We start from the raw sequence: 16,136 nt of genomic DNA on the forward strand, positions 1-16,136 counted from the left end.
GATCTTTTGTTTTTAACGCTTAAGGCCGGGCTTTGAGCTGTGCTTCAGCAGCCTTGGCCAGATCCGGCGGCAGGAAGTCCTTGTCCGGGTTGTAGTCGGCTTTCAGATAGCGCCGCAGATCTTCCAGGTCACCCGGATTCAACGTTCCCGCCGCTTGCTTCAGGCGCAGGTTGTCGAGGATGTAGTCGTAGCGGGTGTTGTTGTAGTTGCGCACCGAGGTGTAGAGCTGGCGCTGCGCATCAAGGACGTCGACGATGTTGCGCGTGCCGACCTGATAACCGATTTCCGTGGCTTCCACGGCGCTCTGGTTGGAGATGATCGACTGGCGGCGCGCCTGCACCTGCTCGACATCGGTGTTCACCGCGCGGTGCAGATTGCGGGTGTTTTCCACCACCTGCCGGCGCAGCGATTCGCGCTGCTGTTCGCTCTGATCGAGTTGCGCATAGGACTGACGCACTTGCGAACTGGTCAGCCCGCCGCTGTAGATCGGGATGTTCAGTTGCAGGCCCAGGGTGCTCTGCTCGACGTTGCCGCCGTAGGGCACGCCGAAGGAATTCGGGTTGCCGAAACCCAGTGCGTCGTTGTCGCCTTTCTCGTATCTAGCCACCGCATCGAGGGTCGGCAAGTGGCCGGCCTTGCGCTGCTTGAGCGTCTGCTCGGCGGAGCTGACCGCGTAGTTGCTGGCGAGCAGATTAAGGTTCTGCCGCGCCGCCGTGTCGACCCAGGATTTCGCATCGTTGGGCGCCGGCGGCAGGATCGGCAGGGTATGGACGATGCCTTGAATCGAGTTGTACTGACGGTTGGTCAAGGTGATCAACGCCTCGAAGGCGTCATCGACCTGACGCTGGGCGACGATGCGGTTGGCCCGTGCGGTGTCGTAACTGGCTTGCGATTGCAGCACATCAGTCTTGTCCGAGAGGCCGACATCGAAGCGCTCGTTGGACTGGTCGAGCTGACGTTTGAACGCCGCTTCTTCAGCCTTGGTCGAGGCCAGATTGTCCTGGCTGCGCAGCACGTTGAAGTAGCTTTCGGCCGATTGCAGGATCAGGTTCTGCTCGGTGGCCGAGAGCTGCAGCGCGGCCTGTTCGTTGACGTCCTTGGCCGCTTGATACTGAAACCAGCGATCGGCGCGGAACAGCGGCTGCGCCAGCGTCGCCTGATAGGAATGCGCGCTGCGGTTGGCGATGGCCGAGGGCTGATCGATCGAGGTACGCACGTCGGCGACTTCGGCGCCACCGGACAGGTTCGGCAGCAGACCGGCGCGGGCCTGGGGCACTACTTCTTTCTGCGCACCGTACTGGGCGCGGGCCGCCGCGAGGTCGGCGTTGTTGTCGACCGCTTCCTGATAGACGCTGACCAGATCGGTTCTGGTCGACAAGGGTGCTTCCGCTGCCCAGGCCATTGTGTTGGACGCACAGGACACGGCAACAGCCAGTGAAAGTTTGCGCAGCATGAGGCGATCCCTAGCATGAATATTATGGAGGTAATCCGGGCGCCAAAGGTAAGGCGCAGCCCGCGCAGCGTCAAGGCTGAGCCGGGCCAAGCGAGTGTAGTTGCGCATTGCTCCGGCAACAATCGGGCAAGCCTGTGTATTTACGCCATTCATCAAGGCGTTCGCTGCGGTGTTGGCGTTCCCCGGCGGTTGTGTCTAGACTGGCCGGGTTCTTGTCGGGGTGCCTTGCTATGAGGCTGAGATCGAATAATTTCGGATCCCGTTGAACCTGATCAGGTTAGCGCCTGCGTAGGGAACAAGATTTCTCGTCACCCGGCGAGTCCTCTTGTGCTTCGTCCGGGATATTGTTCGACAATCGAACGCTCGTGACGAATGCACAGCACCGGTCCTGGTGCGTCCGTGCCTTTCAGGTTCTGCTCCGACAATCCACTGCTGGATGCTGTCTGGAGAGCCCGTGATGACAACAAAAGAAAATAACGCGATCAATCTGAGTGACTCGGCTAGGGTCGACGAGCAATCGGTCAAGCCGTTCACCCGTTCGCAAAAAATCTACGTTCAGGGCTCGCGCCCGGACATCCGCGTGCCAATGCGCGAAATCAGCCTCGATGTAACCCCGACCGACTTCGGCGGCGAGATCAACGCGCCGGTCACCGTCTACGACACCTCCGGCCCGTACACCGATCCGAACGTAGTCATCGATGTGCGCAAAGGTCTGGCCGATGTGCGTTCGGCGTGGATCGATGATCGCGGCGACACCGAGCGCCTCGCCGGTCTGAGCTCCAACTTCGGCCGCGAACGCCTGGCCGATCCGGAACTGACCAAACTGCGCTTCGCCCACGTCAACAACCCGCGCCGCGCCAAGGCCGGGCACAACGTCACGCAGATGCATTACGCACGGCAGGGCATCATCACGCCCGAGATGGAGTTCGTGGCCATCCGCGAAAACATGAAGCTGGAAGTGGCTCGCGCCGCCGGCCTGCTCGATCAGCAACACCCCGGCCACAGCTTCGGCGCCAGCGTGCCGAAGATCATTACCCCGGAATTCGTCCGCGACGAGATCGCCCGTGGCCGCGCAATCATCCCGGCCAACATCAACCACACTGAACTGGAACCGATGATCATCGGGCGTAACTTCCTGGTGAAGATCAACGGCAACATTGGCAACAGCGCCCTGGGTTCTTCGATCGAAGAAGAAGTGGCGAAACTGACCTGGGGCATTCGCTGGGGCGCGGACAACATCATGGACTTGTCCACCGGCAAGCACATTCATGAAACCCGCGAGTGGATCATCCGCAACTCGCCTGTGCCGATCGGCACCGTACCGATTTATCAGGCACTGGAAAAAGTCGGCGGCGTTGCCGAAGACCTGACCTGGGAGTTGTTCCGCGACACGCTGATCGAACAGGCCGAACAGGGCGTCGACTACTTCACCATCCATGCCGGCGTGCTGCTGCGTTACGTGCCATTGACCGCCAAACGCGTGACCGGCATCGTCTCCCGTGGCGGTTCGATCATGGCCAAGTGGTGCCTGGCGCATCACAAGGAAAACTTCGCCTACACCCATTTCGAAGAAATCTGCGAAATCATGAAGGCCTACGACGTCAGCTTCTCGCTCGGCGACGGCCTGCGTCCGGGCTCGATTGCCGACGCCAACGACGCCGCGCAATTCGGTGAACTGGAAACCCTCGGCGAGCTGACCAAGATCGCCTGGAAGCACGATGTGCAAACCATGATCGAAGGCCCGGGCCATGTGCCGATGCAGTTGATCAAAGAGAACATGGACAAGCAGCTCGAATGCTGCGACGAGGCGCCGTTCTACACCCTCGGCCCGCTGACGACCGACATCGCCCCGGGTTACGACCACATCACGTCCGGCATCGGTGCGGCAATGATTGGCTGGTTCGGTTGCGCGATGCTCTGCTACGTGACCCCGAAGGAGCACTTGGGCCTGCCGAACAAGGATGACGTGAAAACCGGGATCATCACTTACAAGATCGCCGCGCACGCAGCGGACTTGGCCAAGGGGCATCCCGGTGCGCAGATTCGCGACAATGCGCTGAGCAAGGCGCGTTTCGAATTCCGTTGGGAGGACCAGTTCAACCTCGGCCTGGATCCGGATACCGCGCGTTCCTATCACGACGAGACCCTGCCGAAGGACTCGGCCAAGGTCGCGCATTTCTGTTCGATGTGCGGGCCGAAATTCTGCTCGATGAAGATCACCCAGGAAGTCCGCGAATACGCGGCCAACCAGCGCATCGATGCGGTCGACGTGGACGTCGCCAAAGGCCTCGCGGAGCAGGCCGAGCGGTTCAAGAAGGAAGGCAGTCAGCTGTACAAGAAAGTCTGACCGAGCGGCGTTCACCTGTGGCGAGGGAGCTTGCTCCCGCTGGCCTGCGAAGCAGGCCCAAAATCAGTCACCGCGTTCTGGCAGTCAGAATCGTGGTGACCGGATGGGCGGCTGCTTCGCAGCCGAGCGGGAGCAAGCTCCCTCGCCACAAGGGTGATCAGCGACCCAAAATAATAAGCTCCCCTGAGATATTCCTGTGAACATTCAACCCGGCACCTATTCCCCCGATCTCGCCGTCCCCGCTGCAAAGCGTGTCTTCGGCGGGCGCGATCTGTTTTCCCTGTGGTTCTCCCTCGGCATCGGTCTGATGGTTTTGCAGACCGGCGCATTGCTCGCGCCGGGCCTGGGCCTGTCCGGCTCGTTGCTGGCGATTTTCCTTGGCACGCTGGTGGGCGTACTGCTGCTGGCTGCGGTCGGCGTGATCGGCAGCGACACCGGCCTGTCGTCGATGGCGGCGCTGAAGCTCAGCCTCGGCCGCAAAGGCGCGAGCCTGCCGGCGTTGCTCAATCTGCTGCAACTGATCGGCTGGGGCTCGTTTGAAATCATCGTCATGCGCGATGCCGCCAGCCTGCTCGGCACCCGAGCGTTCAGCGAAGGCTCGCTGTGGGCCAATCCGATGCTGTGGACGCTGTTTTTCGGGGCGCTGGCGACCTTGCTCGCCGTGAGCGGGCCGTTGACGTTCGTGCGGCAGATTCTGCGCAAGTGGGGCATCTGGCTGCTGCTCGCGGCGTGCCTGTGGCTGACCTGGAACCTGTTCGCCAAAGCCGACCTCCCGGCACTGTGGGCGCGTGCCGGTGACGGTTCGATGCCATTCGCCGTGGGCTTCGACATTGCCATCGCCATGCCGCTGTCGTGGCTGCCGCTGATTGCCGATTACTCGCGTTTCGGCAAGCGCGCGAAGAACGTGTTCGGTGGCACGGCGGTGGGTTTCTTCATCGGCAATTTCTGGCTGATGAGCCTTGGCGTCGCTTATACCCTGGCGTTTGCCCCGAGTGGGGAAGTCAACGCGTTGTTGTTGGCTCTGGCCGGCGCCGGTCTGGGCATTCCGCTGCTGCTGATTCTGTTGGATGAGTCGGAAAATGCTTTCGCCGATATTCATTCGGCGGCGGTTTCCAGCGGGATTCTGTGGCGTCTGAAAGTCGAGCATCTGGCCCTGGCCATCGGCGTGATCTGCACGCTGATCGCCCTGCTGGCGCCATTGGCGCAGTACCAGAATTTCCTGCTGCTGATCGGCTCGGTGTTCGCGCCGCTGTTCGGCGTGGTGCTGGTCGATCACTTCATCCTGCGCAAGCGCAGTGCGCAGGTCGCGTCAGCCGCATTGCGCTGGCCGGCGTTGCTGGCGTGGCTGGGTGGGGTCAGCACTTACCACTTGCTGGCGAATCTGTACCCGGAGGTCGGCGCCACCCTGCCGGCGCTGGTGCTGGCAGGGCTGCTGCAACTCCTCCTGGGCCGGGCTTTCAGTTACGGCCGGGAAACAGCTCAGGCTTGAGAATGCCGTTCAGGCGCGGATAAGGAATCTTCAGTTCGACGTGGCCCAGCGCGTAAGGTGCAATGGTGGTCACGTCGTACTTGAGGATCACGCCGCCGTAGGTCAGTGCTACGTGCGGGGTTTTGACGAACGGCCAGTTCGCCACGAATTCAGCCTCCTGATCGAGTTTGGTGCTGATCAGCCAGCTGTTGTGCGCCACTTGCGCGGCTTTCCAGAACGCCTCTTCCTGACCCGGCAGCAACATGTCCGACAGGTTCAGCACCTTGTGCTGCTGGCGCGAATAGTTGATGAAACCGCGACCCGGAGTGCCATGGGCGCCGCCGGTGTCGAGGTAGCTCGAGAGCTCTATGATCACCAGTCCGTCATGCTGCTCGCGTACTTTTGCTTGCAGGTAGCTGCTGTTGCGCGGGCCGGCGCTGGCCAGGAACTGCTCGCGGTAGGCGGCCAGGGTTGGCGCTACGGGTGCGTTCTTCTCGGTGCGGGTCATTTGCAGCAGACGCTTTTCGATGATGCCGTCCAGTGCCGGCTCATCCGGGAAACGCAGGGTGTCGATGTTCACCAACGGGCAATCGGGGTTGGAACAGCCGGGTTTGAGTTGTTCCGAAGCGTCGCGGGTGGTTTCCAGCGGCGTGCGGTAGTTGGGCTGGAACAGGCTGGCACACGCGCCCAGAGTCAGGGCAATAGCGGCCACAGAGGCGATTTTGAAAAGCGACATGGGCGTCCTTTCGAAAGCAGGGGAAGGCGAAAAGTTACCGCTTCGACTCTCAACGAGGCAGTCAGTTCGCCACTAAGCTAATTAGAGTGGGTTTCACCGTCACCGTCCATCCCGCTGACGGTAAAGGGGCTGCATCAAACGGTGCGGGCGCGTTAGGATGGCGCGAAGTCGAGGTTGCCGGTTGTACTCAGAAACCTCGTAATGGATGTGCAGTAAAGAGGATGATTATGACTGACTTTGCCAACGCCATTCCGACCGCCGTCGATATCGTGCGGCGCGAAAAATGCTACGAGGGCTTTTACAAGCTCGACCGTGTGCACCTGCGCCATGAATTGTTCGCCGGTGGCATGAGCCGCGAGATCAACCGTGAAATCTTCGTGCGCCACGATGCCGTGTGCGTGTTGCCTTACGATCCGCAGCGCGATGAGGTGGTGCTGATCGAGCAGTTTCGCGTCGGCGCCATGGGCAAGGCCGACAACCCGTGGCTGGTCGAACTGGTCGCCGGTCTGATCGACAAGGATGAGCAACCGGAAGAAGTTGCTCACCGCGAGGCGCAGGAGGAAGCTGGGCTGGACATCAAGGCGTTGTGGCCGATGACCAAGTATTTCCCGTCGCCGGGTGGCAGCAACGAGTTCGTGCATTTGTATCTGGGGCGTTGCAGCACCGACGGCGTCGGCGGTCTGCACGGGCTGGAAGAAGAGGCCGAAGACATTCGCGTAACGGTCTGGGCATTCGAAGATGCCTTGCAGGCCGTTCGTGACGGACGTATTGCCAACGCGGCGAGCATCATCGCCTTGCAGTGGCTGGCGCTGAACCGCGCCGAAGTGAGGGGGCTATGGTCGTAAACAAGCTGCGCGATCGTTATCGGGTTGACCTCGTGGGGCTGCAAGCCGCCTGCGAGGCCAACTACGCGCGCCTGATGCGACTGCTGCCGGACATGCGCAACGAACCCGAGGCGCGGCGTATCGCCGTGACCCAAGGCGAGCAGATGCTCGGCGTGCTCGCCCTCGAAGTGCTGCAGACCTGCCCGTACACCACGACCTTGCAGGTGCGCCAGGAGCACAGCCTGCCGTGGTTGCCGGTGCCGCAACTGGAGGTACAGGTCTATCACGACGCGCGCATGGCCGAAGTGGTCAGCGCCGAACATGCACGACGCTTTCGCGGCATCTATCCTTACCCGAACGCCGCCATGCACCAGCCTGATGAGAAGGCCCAGCTCAATGTGTTCCTGGGCGAATGGCTGAGTCATTGCCTGGCGTTGGGGCACGAGTACGAAGTCGTTCGCTAGTTGTGAACTGCGTCCGCTTCGGCGGTTTCCCCTTTGTGTCATCCCCCAGCATAATTGCCGCACCCATTCATTGCGTGCCTTAGCCCGGGAGAACGCTTTGTCCAGCGTATCGACATTGACCAGCGCCGACCCGGCACTGCTCGTGCAGTTGTCCGACAGCCACTTGTTCGCCGAAGCGGACGGCAAGCTGCTGGGCATGAAGACCCGCGAAAGCCTGCAAAAGGTCATCGACCTGGCGTTGGGGCAACAGCCGCGGATCGATCTGGTGCTGGCCACCGGCGATATTTCCCAGGACGGCACGCTGGAGTCGTATCAGGCCTTTCGCCAACTGAGCGCGCAGATCGATGCGCCAGCGCGCTGGATTCCCGGCAATCACGACGAGCCGATGGTCATGGCCGAGGCGGCGGTGCAGAGCACGTTGCTGGAGCCAGTGGTCGATATCGGCAATTGGCGGGTGACGATGCTCGACTCAGCCGTGCCGGGCTCGGTACCGGGCTATCTGCAGGACGATCAATTGCAGTTGCTGGCGCGCTCGTTGAGCGAAGCGCCGGAGCGTCATCATCTGGTGTGCTTGCATCATCATCCGGTGTCGATCGGCTGCGCGTGGATGGAGCCGATCGGCCTGCGCAACCCGGAAGCGTTCTTTGAAGTGCTGGATCGCTTTCCTCAGGTTCGCGCGGTGTTGTGGGGGCATGTGCATCAGGAAATCGACTGCGAGCGCAATGGCGTGCGCTTGATGGCCTCACCTTCGACGTGCATCCAGTTCGAGCCGGGGAGTGCGGATTTCAAGGTCGGCGAGCAGGCGCCGGGGTATCGGTGGTTGCGGTTGTTGCCGGATGGACAGTTGGAAACCGGGGTTGAGCGCGTTACCGGTTTTGCTTTTACCGTTGATTACGGTTCCGAAGGTTACTGATTTTCGATCAAGAGCCCCTCACCCCAGCCCTCTCCCGGAGGGAGAGGGGGCCGACCGAGGTGTCTTTCGCGATCCGCCGACCTGCAACGGCGGTGGCGATTATGGATTCGCCAAATCACTTTCAGGTCGGTGTATCTCTTCAATATCCCCCAATCAGTCCCCTCTCCCTTTGGGAGAGGGCTAGGGTGAGGGCCGCTCCCGCTGAATGACCAATTTCTCGAAACCACCCCCAATCCCATCTTCTCTCCCTGTAAACTCCGCAAACCCAAACCGACAGCCAGGGAGCTCAAATGTCCGGTTCGATTCTCTATATCCACGGTTTCAACAGCGCGCCGGCCTCGAAGAAGGCCTGTCAGCTGGTCGCGGTCATGGAGCGGCTGGGATTGAGCGGGCAATTGCGCGTGCCGGCGCTGCATCACCATCCGCGCGAAGCCATCGGTCAGCTCGAGCAGGCAATCGCCGAGCTGGGCCGGCCGTTGCTGGTGGGAAGTTCGCTCGGCGGCTACTATGCGACTCACCTGGCCGAGCGCCATGGCCTGAAAGCCTTGCTGGTCAATCCGGCGGTCAGCCCGCACCGGATGTTCGATGGTTATCTGGGCACGCAGAAAAACCTCTATACCGATGAAACCTGGGAACTGACCCACGACCACGTCACGGCGCTGGCCGAACTGGAAGTGCCGGCGCCGCAGGATCCGCAGCGTTATCAGGTCTGGTTGCAAACCGGCGACGAAACGCTGGATTATCGCCTCGCCCAACAGTATTACCGCGCCTGTGCCTTGCGCATCCAGGCGGGCGGCGACCACAGTTTTCAGGGCTTTGCCGGGCAATTGCCGGCGTTGCTGAGTTTTGCCGGCATGGCTGCCGATATGTATCAGGCAATCGATTTCACCACGCTGTGAAGTCTTGCCCCTCTTTCATGAATGACTGACGACGAGACCTTATGGCCACTCCCAGCGCTAGTTCTTATAACGCCGACGCCATCGAAGTCCTCTCGGGCCTCGACCCGGTGCGCAAACGCCCCGGCATGTACACCGACACCAGTCGGCCGAACCACCTCGCCCAGGAAGTCATCGACAACAGCGTCGACGAGGCCCTGGCCGGCCACGCCAAATCGGTGCAGGTCATCCTGCACGCCGACCATTCGCTGGAAGTCAGCGACGACGGCCGTGGCATGCCGGTCGACATTCACCCGGAAGAGGGTGTATCCGGTGTCGAACTGATCCTCACCAAGCTGCACGCGGGCGGCAAGTTTTCCAACAAGAACTACCAGTTCTCCGGCGGTTTGCACGGGGTGGGTATTTCCGTGGTCAACGCGCTGTCCACCGAAGTGCGCGTGCGGGTCAAACGTGACGGCAACGAATACCAGATGACCTTCAAGGACGGCTTCAAGGCCTCCGAGCTGGAAATCGTCGGCACCGTCGGCAAGCGCAACACCGGCACCAGCGTGTACTTCGCGCCGGACCCGAAATACTTCGACTCGCCGAAATTTTCCATCAGCCGCCTCAAGCACGTGCTCAAGGCCAAGGCTGTGCTGTGCCCTGGGCTGCTGGTCAGCTTCGAAGACAAAGGTACCGGCGAGAAAGTCGAGTGGCATTACGAAGACGGCCTGCGCTCCTATCTGGTGGATGCGGTCAGCGAATTCGAGCGCCTGCCGAACGAGCCATTCTGCGGCGCCTTCGCCGGTAATAAAGAAGCGGTCGACTGGGCGCTGCTGTGGCTGCCGGAAGGCGGCGACGCGGTGCAGGAAAGCTACGTCAACCTGATCCCGACCGCGCAGGGCGGTACCCACGTCAACGGTTTGCGACAGGGCCTGCTCGATGCGATGCGCGAGTTCTGCGAATTCCGCAGCCTGCTGCCGCGCGGCGTGAAGCTGGCGCCGGAAGACGTCTGGGAGCGCATCGCGTTCGTCCTGTCGATGAAAATGCAGGAACCGCAATTCTCCGGCCAGACCAAAGAACGTCTGTCATCCCGGGAAGCGGCGGCGTTCGTCTCCGGTGTGGTCAAGGATGCGTTCAGCCTGTGGCTCAACGCCAACCCGGAAACCGGTCTGGCCCTGGCCGAACTGGCGATTAACAACGCTGGCCGTCGCCTCAAGGCGAGTAAGAAGGTCGAGCGCAAACGCGTCACCCAAGGTCCGGCGCTGCCCGGCAAACTGGCTGACTGCGCCGGGCAGGACCCGATGCGTTCCGAGCTGTTTCTCGTCGAGGGTGATTCCGCCGGCGGTTCGGCCAAGCAGGCGCGGGACAAGGAATTCCAGGCGATCCTGCCGTTGCGCGGCAAGATCCTCAACACTTGGGAAGTCGACGGCAGCGAAGTACTCGCCAGCCAGGAAGTGCACAACATCGCCGTGGCCATCGGCGTCGATCCGGGCGCGGCGGACATGAGCCAGCTGCGCTACGGCAAGATCTGCATCCTTGCTGACGCCGACTCGGACGGTCTGCACATCGCCACGCTGCTTTGCGCTCTGTTCGTCCAGCACTTCCGCCCGTTGGTGGATGCCGGTCACGTCTATGTGGCGATGCCGCCGCTGTACCGCATCGACCTCGGCAAAGAGATCTACTACGCCCTCGACGAAGCCGAGCGCGACGGTATTCTCGATCGCCTGGTGGCCGAGAAGAAGCGCGGCAAGCCGCAGGTCACCCGATTCAAGGGGCTGGGTGAAATGAACCCGCCGCAACTGCGTGAAACCACCATGGACCCGAATACTCGGCGTCTGGTGCAGTTGACGCTGGGCGAAGACTTCGCCGAAACCTCGGAAATGATGGACATGCTGCTGGCGAAGAAGCGCGCCGGTGACCGCAAATCCTGGCTGGAATCCAAAGGCAACCTCGCCGAGGTGCTGGCCTGATGCAGTTTGGCTGGGCCTTGGCGGGTGCGTTGCTGCTGAGTGCGCTGAGCGTGTCGGCCGAGCCGTTGCAGGAACTGCGCGTGCTCTCCGAGCACCCGGTCGAGGGCATGCGCGGCGGCAACCTGTCGGGTCTGGCCATGTGCGGCAATGAACTGTGGACGGTGTCCGATCGCGATGACGAGCAGATCTACCGGCTCGATACCCGCGATCCGGTCTGGCAAGCGCAAACCGTGCACATCGACGTGCCGCCGGTGCCCGAAAGCGGCTTGCCTTGGGGCTTGAGCTCGCGTACCTGGGCGGCGTCGTTCATTCGCGGTGGCGATCTGGATTTCGAAGGCATCAGTTGCGACAGCGCTGGCAATCGCTACATCGTCAGCGAGGCTCACGCAGCGGTATTGCAGGTGCCGGTCAGCGGCCCGGCAAACTGGCTGAAGATCTCGCCGCTGCTGGTTCGCGAAGCGCGGGCGAGCGGCCTGCTGCTGAAGTTCAATTCGATCTTCGAGGGCCTGGCGATCAACCCGGCCGGTGATCAGATGTGGCTGGCCGCCGAACGGCAAAAGCGCGGCCTGCTGCTGATCAAGCGCCAGCAGACAGTGTGGGATTGCGACGGTCGCTGCGTGCTGCTCAGTGAGGGCGGCAAGGAGATGCAGCCGCCACAGTTTCCCAAGGCGAAAGCGGTTCATCGCGACTTTTCCGACATTTCATTGTTCAACGGCAAGCTGTTTACTCTTGAACGCAACGCTTATGAGATCTGTCGTCGCGATGCACAGACGGCCAAGGTCGAGAAATGCTGGTCGTATGCCGATGAACTGTTGCAGGAAAAACGTCGCTACTCGCAGAACTACGGGCTGGAAGAAGCGCTGATCGTTGACGCCGAGGGCGCGTGGATCGGCGTCGATAATAATTTCGGCCCGCGTGCCGACGGCGAGGCCCGCCCGGTGGTCTGGCGCTTCGCCGCACCGGACGGTGGCTGGAGCGCCAGGCCATGAGCCGGCAACCGCCGGGCAAGCGTGCCGGTCGGGTGTTGATGGTTCTCGCCTGGTGCGCGGCGCTGTTTCTCGCGACGAAATTTTTCGGTCAGTGGGAACAGCGCCAGCAGAATCCGAACATTGTTGTCACCTCGGAGCAGGGCGAAGGTTTTATCGAGGTGAAACTGGCGAGCAATGCCCAAGGGCATTTTGTCGCCAGCGGCCAGATCAACGGCGAGCCGGTCGAGTTCATGCTCGACACCGGCGCCACCGACGTCGCGATTCCCGCGGATCTGGCCAAGCGTTTGAAACTGCAAGAAGGTTTCGGCGTGACCCTAAGCACGGCCAATGGCCTGAGCCAGGGTTATCGAACGAAGATTGCCCGCCTGCAATTGGGCGACATTGTGCTGCGGGATGTCCGCGCACTGGTGGCGCCGGGACTGCACGGCGATCAGGTGCTGCTCGGCATGAGCGCCCTGAACAAACTTGAATTTACCCAGCGCGGTGGCACCATGCTGCTGCGCCAGACAACGAACCGATGAGGCCCGCATGAGCGACTCCCTTGATCTCAGCCTGGACGGTGTAGAACGCCGCTCGCTGGCTGACTTCACCGAAAATGCCTACCTCAACTACTCCATGTACGTGATCATGGACCGTGCCTTGCCGCATATCGGCGACGGCCTGAAACCGGTACAGCGGCGTATCGTCTACGCCATGAGCGAGCTGGGGCTGGATGCCGATTCCAAGCACAAGAAATCGGCGCGTACCGTCGGTGACGTGCTCGGCAAGTTCCACCCCCACGGCGATTCGGCGTGCTACGAAGCGATGGTGCTGATGGCGCAGCCGTTCAGCTATCGCTACACGCTGGTCGACGGCCAGGGCAACTGGGGTGCGCCGGACGATCCAAAGTCCTTCGCCGCCATGCGCTACACCGAAGCGCGGCTGTCGCGCTATTCCGAGGTGCTGCTCAGCGAACTCGGTCAGGGCACCGCTGACTGGGGCCCGAACTTCGACGGCACCCTGCAGGAACCGCTGGTGTTGCCGGCACGCCTGCCGAACATTCTGCTCAACGGCACCACCGGTATCGCCGTAGGCATGGCCACCGATGTGCCGCCGCACAACCTGCGCGAAGTCGCCACCGCCTGCGTGCGCCTGCTCGATGAGCCGAAAGCCACGGTCGAGCAGCTCTGCGAACACATTCAGGGGCCGGATTATCCGACCGAAGCGGAAATCATCACGCCGCGCGCCGACCTGCTGAAAATGTACGAAACCGGCAAGGGCTCGGTGCGTATGCGCGCCGTGTACCACGTCGAGGACGGCGACATCATCGTCACCGCGCTGCCGCATCAGGTCTCCGGGGCCAAGGTGCTGGAGCAGATCGCCGCGCTGATGCAGGCGAAACCGTCGAAAGCACCGCAGATCGCCGATCTGCGCGACGAATCCGACCACGAAAACCCGTGCCGCATCGTGATTATCCCGGTCAACAGCCGCGTCGATCACGAAGCGCTGATGCAGCATCTGTTCGCCAGCACCGAGCTGGAGTCGACCTACCGGGTCAACGTCAACATCATCGGTCTGGACGGCAAGCCGCAGCTGAAAAACCTCCGCGCCTTGCTGGTCGAATGGCTGGAATTCCGCGTGCTGACCGTGCGTCGTCGCCTGCAATTCCGCCTCGACAAGGTCGAACGTCGCCTGCACCTGTTGGACGGTTTGCTGATCGCCTACCTCAACCTGGATGAAGTGATCCACATCATCCGTACCGAGGAGCACCCGAAAGCCAAACTGATCGAGCGTTTCGCCCTCAGCGAAATTCAGGCCGACTACATCCTCGACACCCGTCTGCGGCAGTTGGCGCGACTGGAAGAGATGAAGCTGCGCGACGAGCAGGACGAACTGCTCAAGGAACAAGCCAAGCTGCAAGCCCTGCTGGGCAGCGAAGCCAAGCTGAAGAAACTGGTGCGCACCGAGCTGCTCAAAGACGCCGAAATCTATGGCGACGACCGCCGCTCGCCGATCGTCGAGCGCGCCGAAGCCAAGGCGCTGAGCGAACACGATCTGCTGCCGAACGAGAAAGTCACCGTCGTGTTGTCGGAAAAAGGCTGGGTACGTTCGGCCAAGGGCCATGACATCGACGCCACCGGTCTGTCCTACAAGGCGGGCGACGGCTTCAAGACCTCGGCGGCGGGGCGCTCCAACCAGTTTGCCGTGTTCATCGACTCCACCGGCCGCAGCTATTCGGTCGCCGCTCACACCTTGCCGTCGGCCCGTGGCCAGGGCGAGCCGTTGACTGGCCGCCTGACGCCGCCACCGGGTGCTTCGTTTGAATGCGTGCTGATGCCCGAAGACGATGCGCTGTACGTGATCGCGTCCGATGCCGGTTACGGTTTCGTGGTCAAAGGTGAAGACCTGCAAGCCAAGAACAAGGCTGGCAAGGCCCTGTTGAGTCTGCCGAACAACGCCAAGGTCATCGCGCCGCGCCCGGTCGCCGATCGTGAGCAGAACTGGCTGGCCTCGGTCACGACCGAAGGTCGCCTGCTGATCTTCAAGATCAGCGATCTGCCACAATTGGGTAAGGGCAAGGGCAACAAGATCATCGGTATTTCCGGTGAGCGCGTGGCCAGCCGCGAAGAATATGTCACGGACATCGCCGTCCTGCCGGAAGGCGCCACCCTGGTGTTGCAGGCTGGCAAACGGACCCTGTCGCTGAAGGCCGACGACCTCGAGCACTACAAAGGTGAGCGTGGACGTCGCGGAAACAAACTTCCGCGTGGCTTCCAGCGGGTGGATGCGCTGCTCGTCGAAAACCTCAATTAGGCTGGAACGCCTTCCTAGAGCGTTCGATCTGCGATTAAACGCGTAGATCGACGCTTTGGCGCTGGAGTCGGAACGCATATTCACGGATGATATGGCCTTTCAAGCGCCGGCGTGGTCGAGCGTTCTTCATATTTATTGAGTATTTTCACTGTGGTCAGCCTTGTGGCGGCCACCTGGACGGGATGATGACTGCTCTACGCCCCCTTATTTTGTTGCTCGCCGGCGTGCTTGGCCTGGCGGGTTGCAGCGTTCACCAGCCGGTGTCGCTGTATCAACTGGACAGCGGAAGTCCGGTTCAGCCTGCGCAAAGCGCGGGCATGGCGGTTTTGCTGGGGCCGGTGGTTGTGGCCGATTACCTTCAGCGCGAAACCCTGCTGCAACGTCAACCGGACGGCAGCCTGCAAGCGGCGACCGACGGTCGATGGGCTGGCAGCCTTTCGTCGGATATCGATCAGTTGCTGATGCGTCAGGTCGCCGGTCACCTGGACAGCCAGCGTGTGGTCCTGGCGCCTGCTACCGCCGGATTCACCCCGGATGTGCAGGTGCTGCTGACCATCACCCGTCTGGACTCGGGTGCGAAACAACCGGCGATTCTCGATGCGCAATGGCGTTTGATCGATCGTCGCGGCAAGGTGCGCGATAACCGCATCATTCATCTGCAGGAATTGCACGCTGGCAGCACCGCTTCGCAGGTGCAGGCGCAGGGGATCCTGTTGCAGCGTCTGGCCGAGCAACTGTCGGTGGCACTCAAGCCACTCGCCAACCAGCCGCCAGTGGCCGAGGCCCCGCGTAAAGCCGCGCCGAAACCTGCAGCGCCGGCGGCGGATGCCGAGAAGCAACCGAAGATTCCGATGGCCTCGCCGATTCGTACCGATATGGAAGTGTTTCGCTTCTGAGGCTGGAACGAGTCAGGACAGAGCCCGCCTTGTGCGGGCTTTGTTGTGTCTGGAGGTGGGGTGGAAGATCAAAAGCCCCTCACCCTAGCCCTCTCCCGGAGGGAGAGGGGACCGACCGAGGTGTCTGGCGTCTTACATCGACCTGAAAGATTTTGGCGATTATGGATTCACAGCCAAACGTTCATGTCGATGTAACTCTCAAATATCCCCCAATCTGTTCCCTCCCCCGGAGGGAGAGGGGACCAATCGAGGTGTCTGGCGTCTTACATCGACCTGAAAGATTTTGGCGATTATGGATTCAAAGCAGGGGGTTCAAGTCGGTGTAACTCTGGAATCTCCCCCAATGTGTTCCCTCTCCCCCTGGGAGAGGGCTAGGGTGAGGGGCTTTTCAGGGATACACACCAT

The 16,136-nt window shown here is 61.6% G+C and carries 13 protein-coding genes and 1 riboswitch; of the genes, 11 read left to right on the forward strand and 2 right to left on the reverse strand.

Features of this window, described 5'->3' with window-relative positions; genetic code table 11:
- Window positions 1-19: 19 nt before the first annotated feature.
- Entirely contained in the window at window positions 20-1,453 is a 1,434-nt protein-coding gene (locus tag QRN33_RS09540; protein WP_064363155.1) for a TolC family outer membrane protein, read from the reverse strand.
- A 206-nt stretch (window positions 1,454-1,659) separates the two neighbouring features.
- A riboswitch (TPP riboswitch) is annotated at window positions 1,660-1,765 on the forward strand.
- Window positions 1,766-1,910: 145 nt separating this feature from the next.
- Between QRN33_RS09540 and thiC the strand changes: the two genes are divergently transcribed.
- The gene (gene thiC, locus QRN33_RS09545; RefSeq protein ID WP_116657175.1) at window positions 1,911-3,800 is read left to right on the forward strand and encodes a phosphomethylpyrimidine synthase ThiC; all 1,890 of its coding nucleotides are present in this window, start codon (window positions 1,911-1,913) and stop codon (window positions 3,798-3,800) included.
- Between the two features lie 196 nt (window positions 3,801-3,996).
- Window positions 3,997-5,289 carry a putative hydroxymethylpyrimidine transporter CytX gene (gene cytX / locus QRN33_RS09550; protein WP_227973538.1) on the forward strand — a complete coding sequence of 431 codons (1,293 nt, stop codon included), beginning with the start codon at window positions 3,997-3,999 and terminating at the stop codon, window positions 5,287-5,289.
- Here the strand turns inward: cytX and QRN33_RS09555 are convergent.
- Entirely contained in the window at window positions 5,258-6,004 is a 747-nt protein-coding gene (locus QRN33_RS09555; RefSeq protein WP_016771974.1) for an RsiV family protein, read from the reverse strand. The genes cytX and QRN33_RS09555 overlap by 32 nt on opposite strands.
- 227 nt (window positions 6,005-6,231) lie before the next feature.
- On the opposite strand from QRN33_RS09555, the gene QRN33_RS09560 reads away from it, so the two are divergent.
- From QRN33_RS09560 to QRN33_RS09600, 9 genes are all read left to right on the forward strand, one after another.
- A complete protein-coding gene (locus tag QRN33_RS09560; RefSeq protein ID WP_024011344.1) occupies window positions 6,232-6,849 on the forward strand; it encodes an NUDIX domain-containing protein in 618 nt (205 codons plus the stop codon).
- Window positions 6,840-7,292 (forward strand): DUF1249 domain-containing protein, encoded by a 453-nt coding sequence (locus tag QRN33_RS09565; RefSeq protein WP_016771972.1) that lies wholly within the window; start codon window positions 6,840-6,842, stop codon window positions 7,290-7,292. The genes QRN33_RS09560 and QRN33_RS09565 overlap by 10 nt, the downstream gene beginning before the upstream one ends.
- Window positions 7,293-7,389: 97 nt before the next feature.
- The gene (gene cpdA, locus QRN33_RS09570) at window positions 7,390-8,205 is read left to right on the forward strand and encodes a 3',5'-cyclic-AMP phosphodiesterase (RefSeq protein ID WP_285408258.1); all 816 of its coding nucleotides are present in this window, start codon (window positions 7,390-7,392) and stop codon (window positions 8,203-8,205) included.
- A gap of 290 nt (window positions 8,206-8,495) precedes the next feature.
- On the forward strand, window positions 8,496-9,104 hold the full coding sequence (locus QRN33_RS09575) for a YqiA/YcfP family alpha/beta fold hydrolase (protein ID WP_042607782.1): 609 nt from the start codon (window positions 8,496-8,498) through the stop codon (window positions 9,102-9,104).
- A gap of 41 nt (window positions 9,105-9,145) precedes the next feature.
- Window positions 9,146-11,053 (forward strand): DNA topoisomerase IV subunit B, encoded by a 1,908-nt coding sequence (parE, locus tag QRN33_RS09580; RefSeq protein WP_024011346.1) that lies wholly within the window; start codon window positions 9,146-9,148, stop codon window positions 11,051-11,053.
- Window positions 11,053-12,042, forward strand: coding sequence for an esterase-like activity of phytase family protein (locus QRN33_RS09585; RefSeq protein WP_042607783.1), 990 nt, complete (start codon window positions 11,053-11,055; stop codon window positions 12,040-12,042). The genes parE and QRN33_RS09585 overlap by 1 nt, the downstream gene beginning before the upstream one ends.
- Window positions 12,039-12,563 (forward strand): retropepsin-like aspartic protease family protein, encoded by a 525-nt coding sequence (locus QRN33_RS09590; RefSeq protein ID WP_042607784.1) that lies wholly within the window; start codon window positions 12,039-12,041, stop codon window positions 12,561-12,563. The genes QRN33_RS09585 and QRN33_RS09590 overlap by 4 nt, the downstream gene beginning before the upstream one ends.
- A 7-nt stretch (window positions 12,564-12,570) precedes the next feature.
- Complete coding sequence (parC, locus tag QRN33_RS09595; protein ID WP_285408259.1) at window positions 12,571-14,835, forward strand: DNA topoisomerase IV subunit A; 2,265 nt, start codon at window positions 12,571-12,573, stop codon at window positions 14,833-14,835.
- A 185-nt stretch (window positions 14,836-15,020) separates the two neighbouring features.
- Window positions 15,021-15,731: a PqiC family protein gene (locus tag QRN33_RS09600; protein WP_039756820.1), complete on the forward strand. Its 711-nt coding sequence runs from the start codon at window positions 15,021-15,023 to the stop codon at window positions 15,729-15,731.
- Window positions 15,732-16,136 lie beyond the last annotated feature (405 nt).

This window comes from Pseudomonas sp. FR229a (assembly GCF_030209115.1).
Lineage (GTDB): Bacteria > Pseudomonadota > Gammaproteobacteria > Pseudomonadales > Pseudomonadaceae > Aquipseudomonas > Aquipseudomonas moraviensis_A.

Coding starts and splice junctions, on each gene's coding strand:
- QRN33_RS09540 (WP_064363155.1), bottom strand. CDS start 1,453: ATGCTGCGCAAACTTTCACTGGCTGTTGCCGTGTCCTGTGCGTCCAAC.
- thiC (WP_116657175.1), top strand. CDS start 1,911: ATGACAACAAAAGAAAATAACGCGATCAATCTGAGTGACTCGGCTAGG.
- QRN33_RS09555 (WP_016771974.1), bottom strand. CDS start 6,004: ATGTCGCTTTTCAAAATCGCCTCTGTGGCCGCTATTGCCCTGACTCTG.
- QRN33_RS09560 (WP_024011344.1), top strand. CDS start 6,232: ATGACTGACTTTGCCAACGCCATTCCGACCGCCGTCGATATCGTGCGG.
- QRN33_RS09565 (WP_016771972.1), top strand. CDS start 6,840: ATGGTCGTAAACAAGCTGCGCGATCGTTATCGGGTTGACCTCGTGGGG.
- QRN33_RS09575 (WP_042607782.1), top strand. CDS start 8,496: ATGTCCGGTTCGATTCTCTATATCCACGGTTTCAACAGCGCGCCGGCC.
- parE (WP_024011346.1), top strand. CDS start 9,146: ATGGCCACTCCCAGCGCTAGTTCTTATAACGCCGACGCCATCGAAGTC.
- QRN33_RS09585 (WP_042607783.1), top strand. CDS start 11,053: ATGCAGTTTGGCTGGGCCTTGGCGGGTGCGTTGCTGCTGAGTGCGCTG.
- QRN33_RS09590 (WP_042607784.1), top strand. CDS start 12,039: ATGAGCCGGCAACCGCCGGGCAAGCGTGCCGGTCGGGTGTTGATGGTT.
- parC (WP_285408259.1), top strand. CDS start 12,571: ATGAGCGACTCCCTTGATCTCAGCCTGGACGGTGTAGAACGCCGCTCG.
- QRN33_RS09600 (WP_039756820.1), top strand. CDS start 15,021: ATGACTGCTCTACGCCCCCTTATTTTGTTGCTCGCCGGCGTGCTTGGC.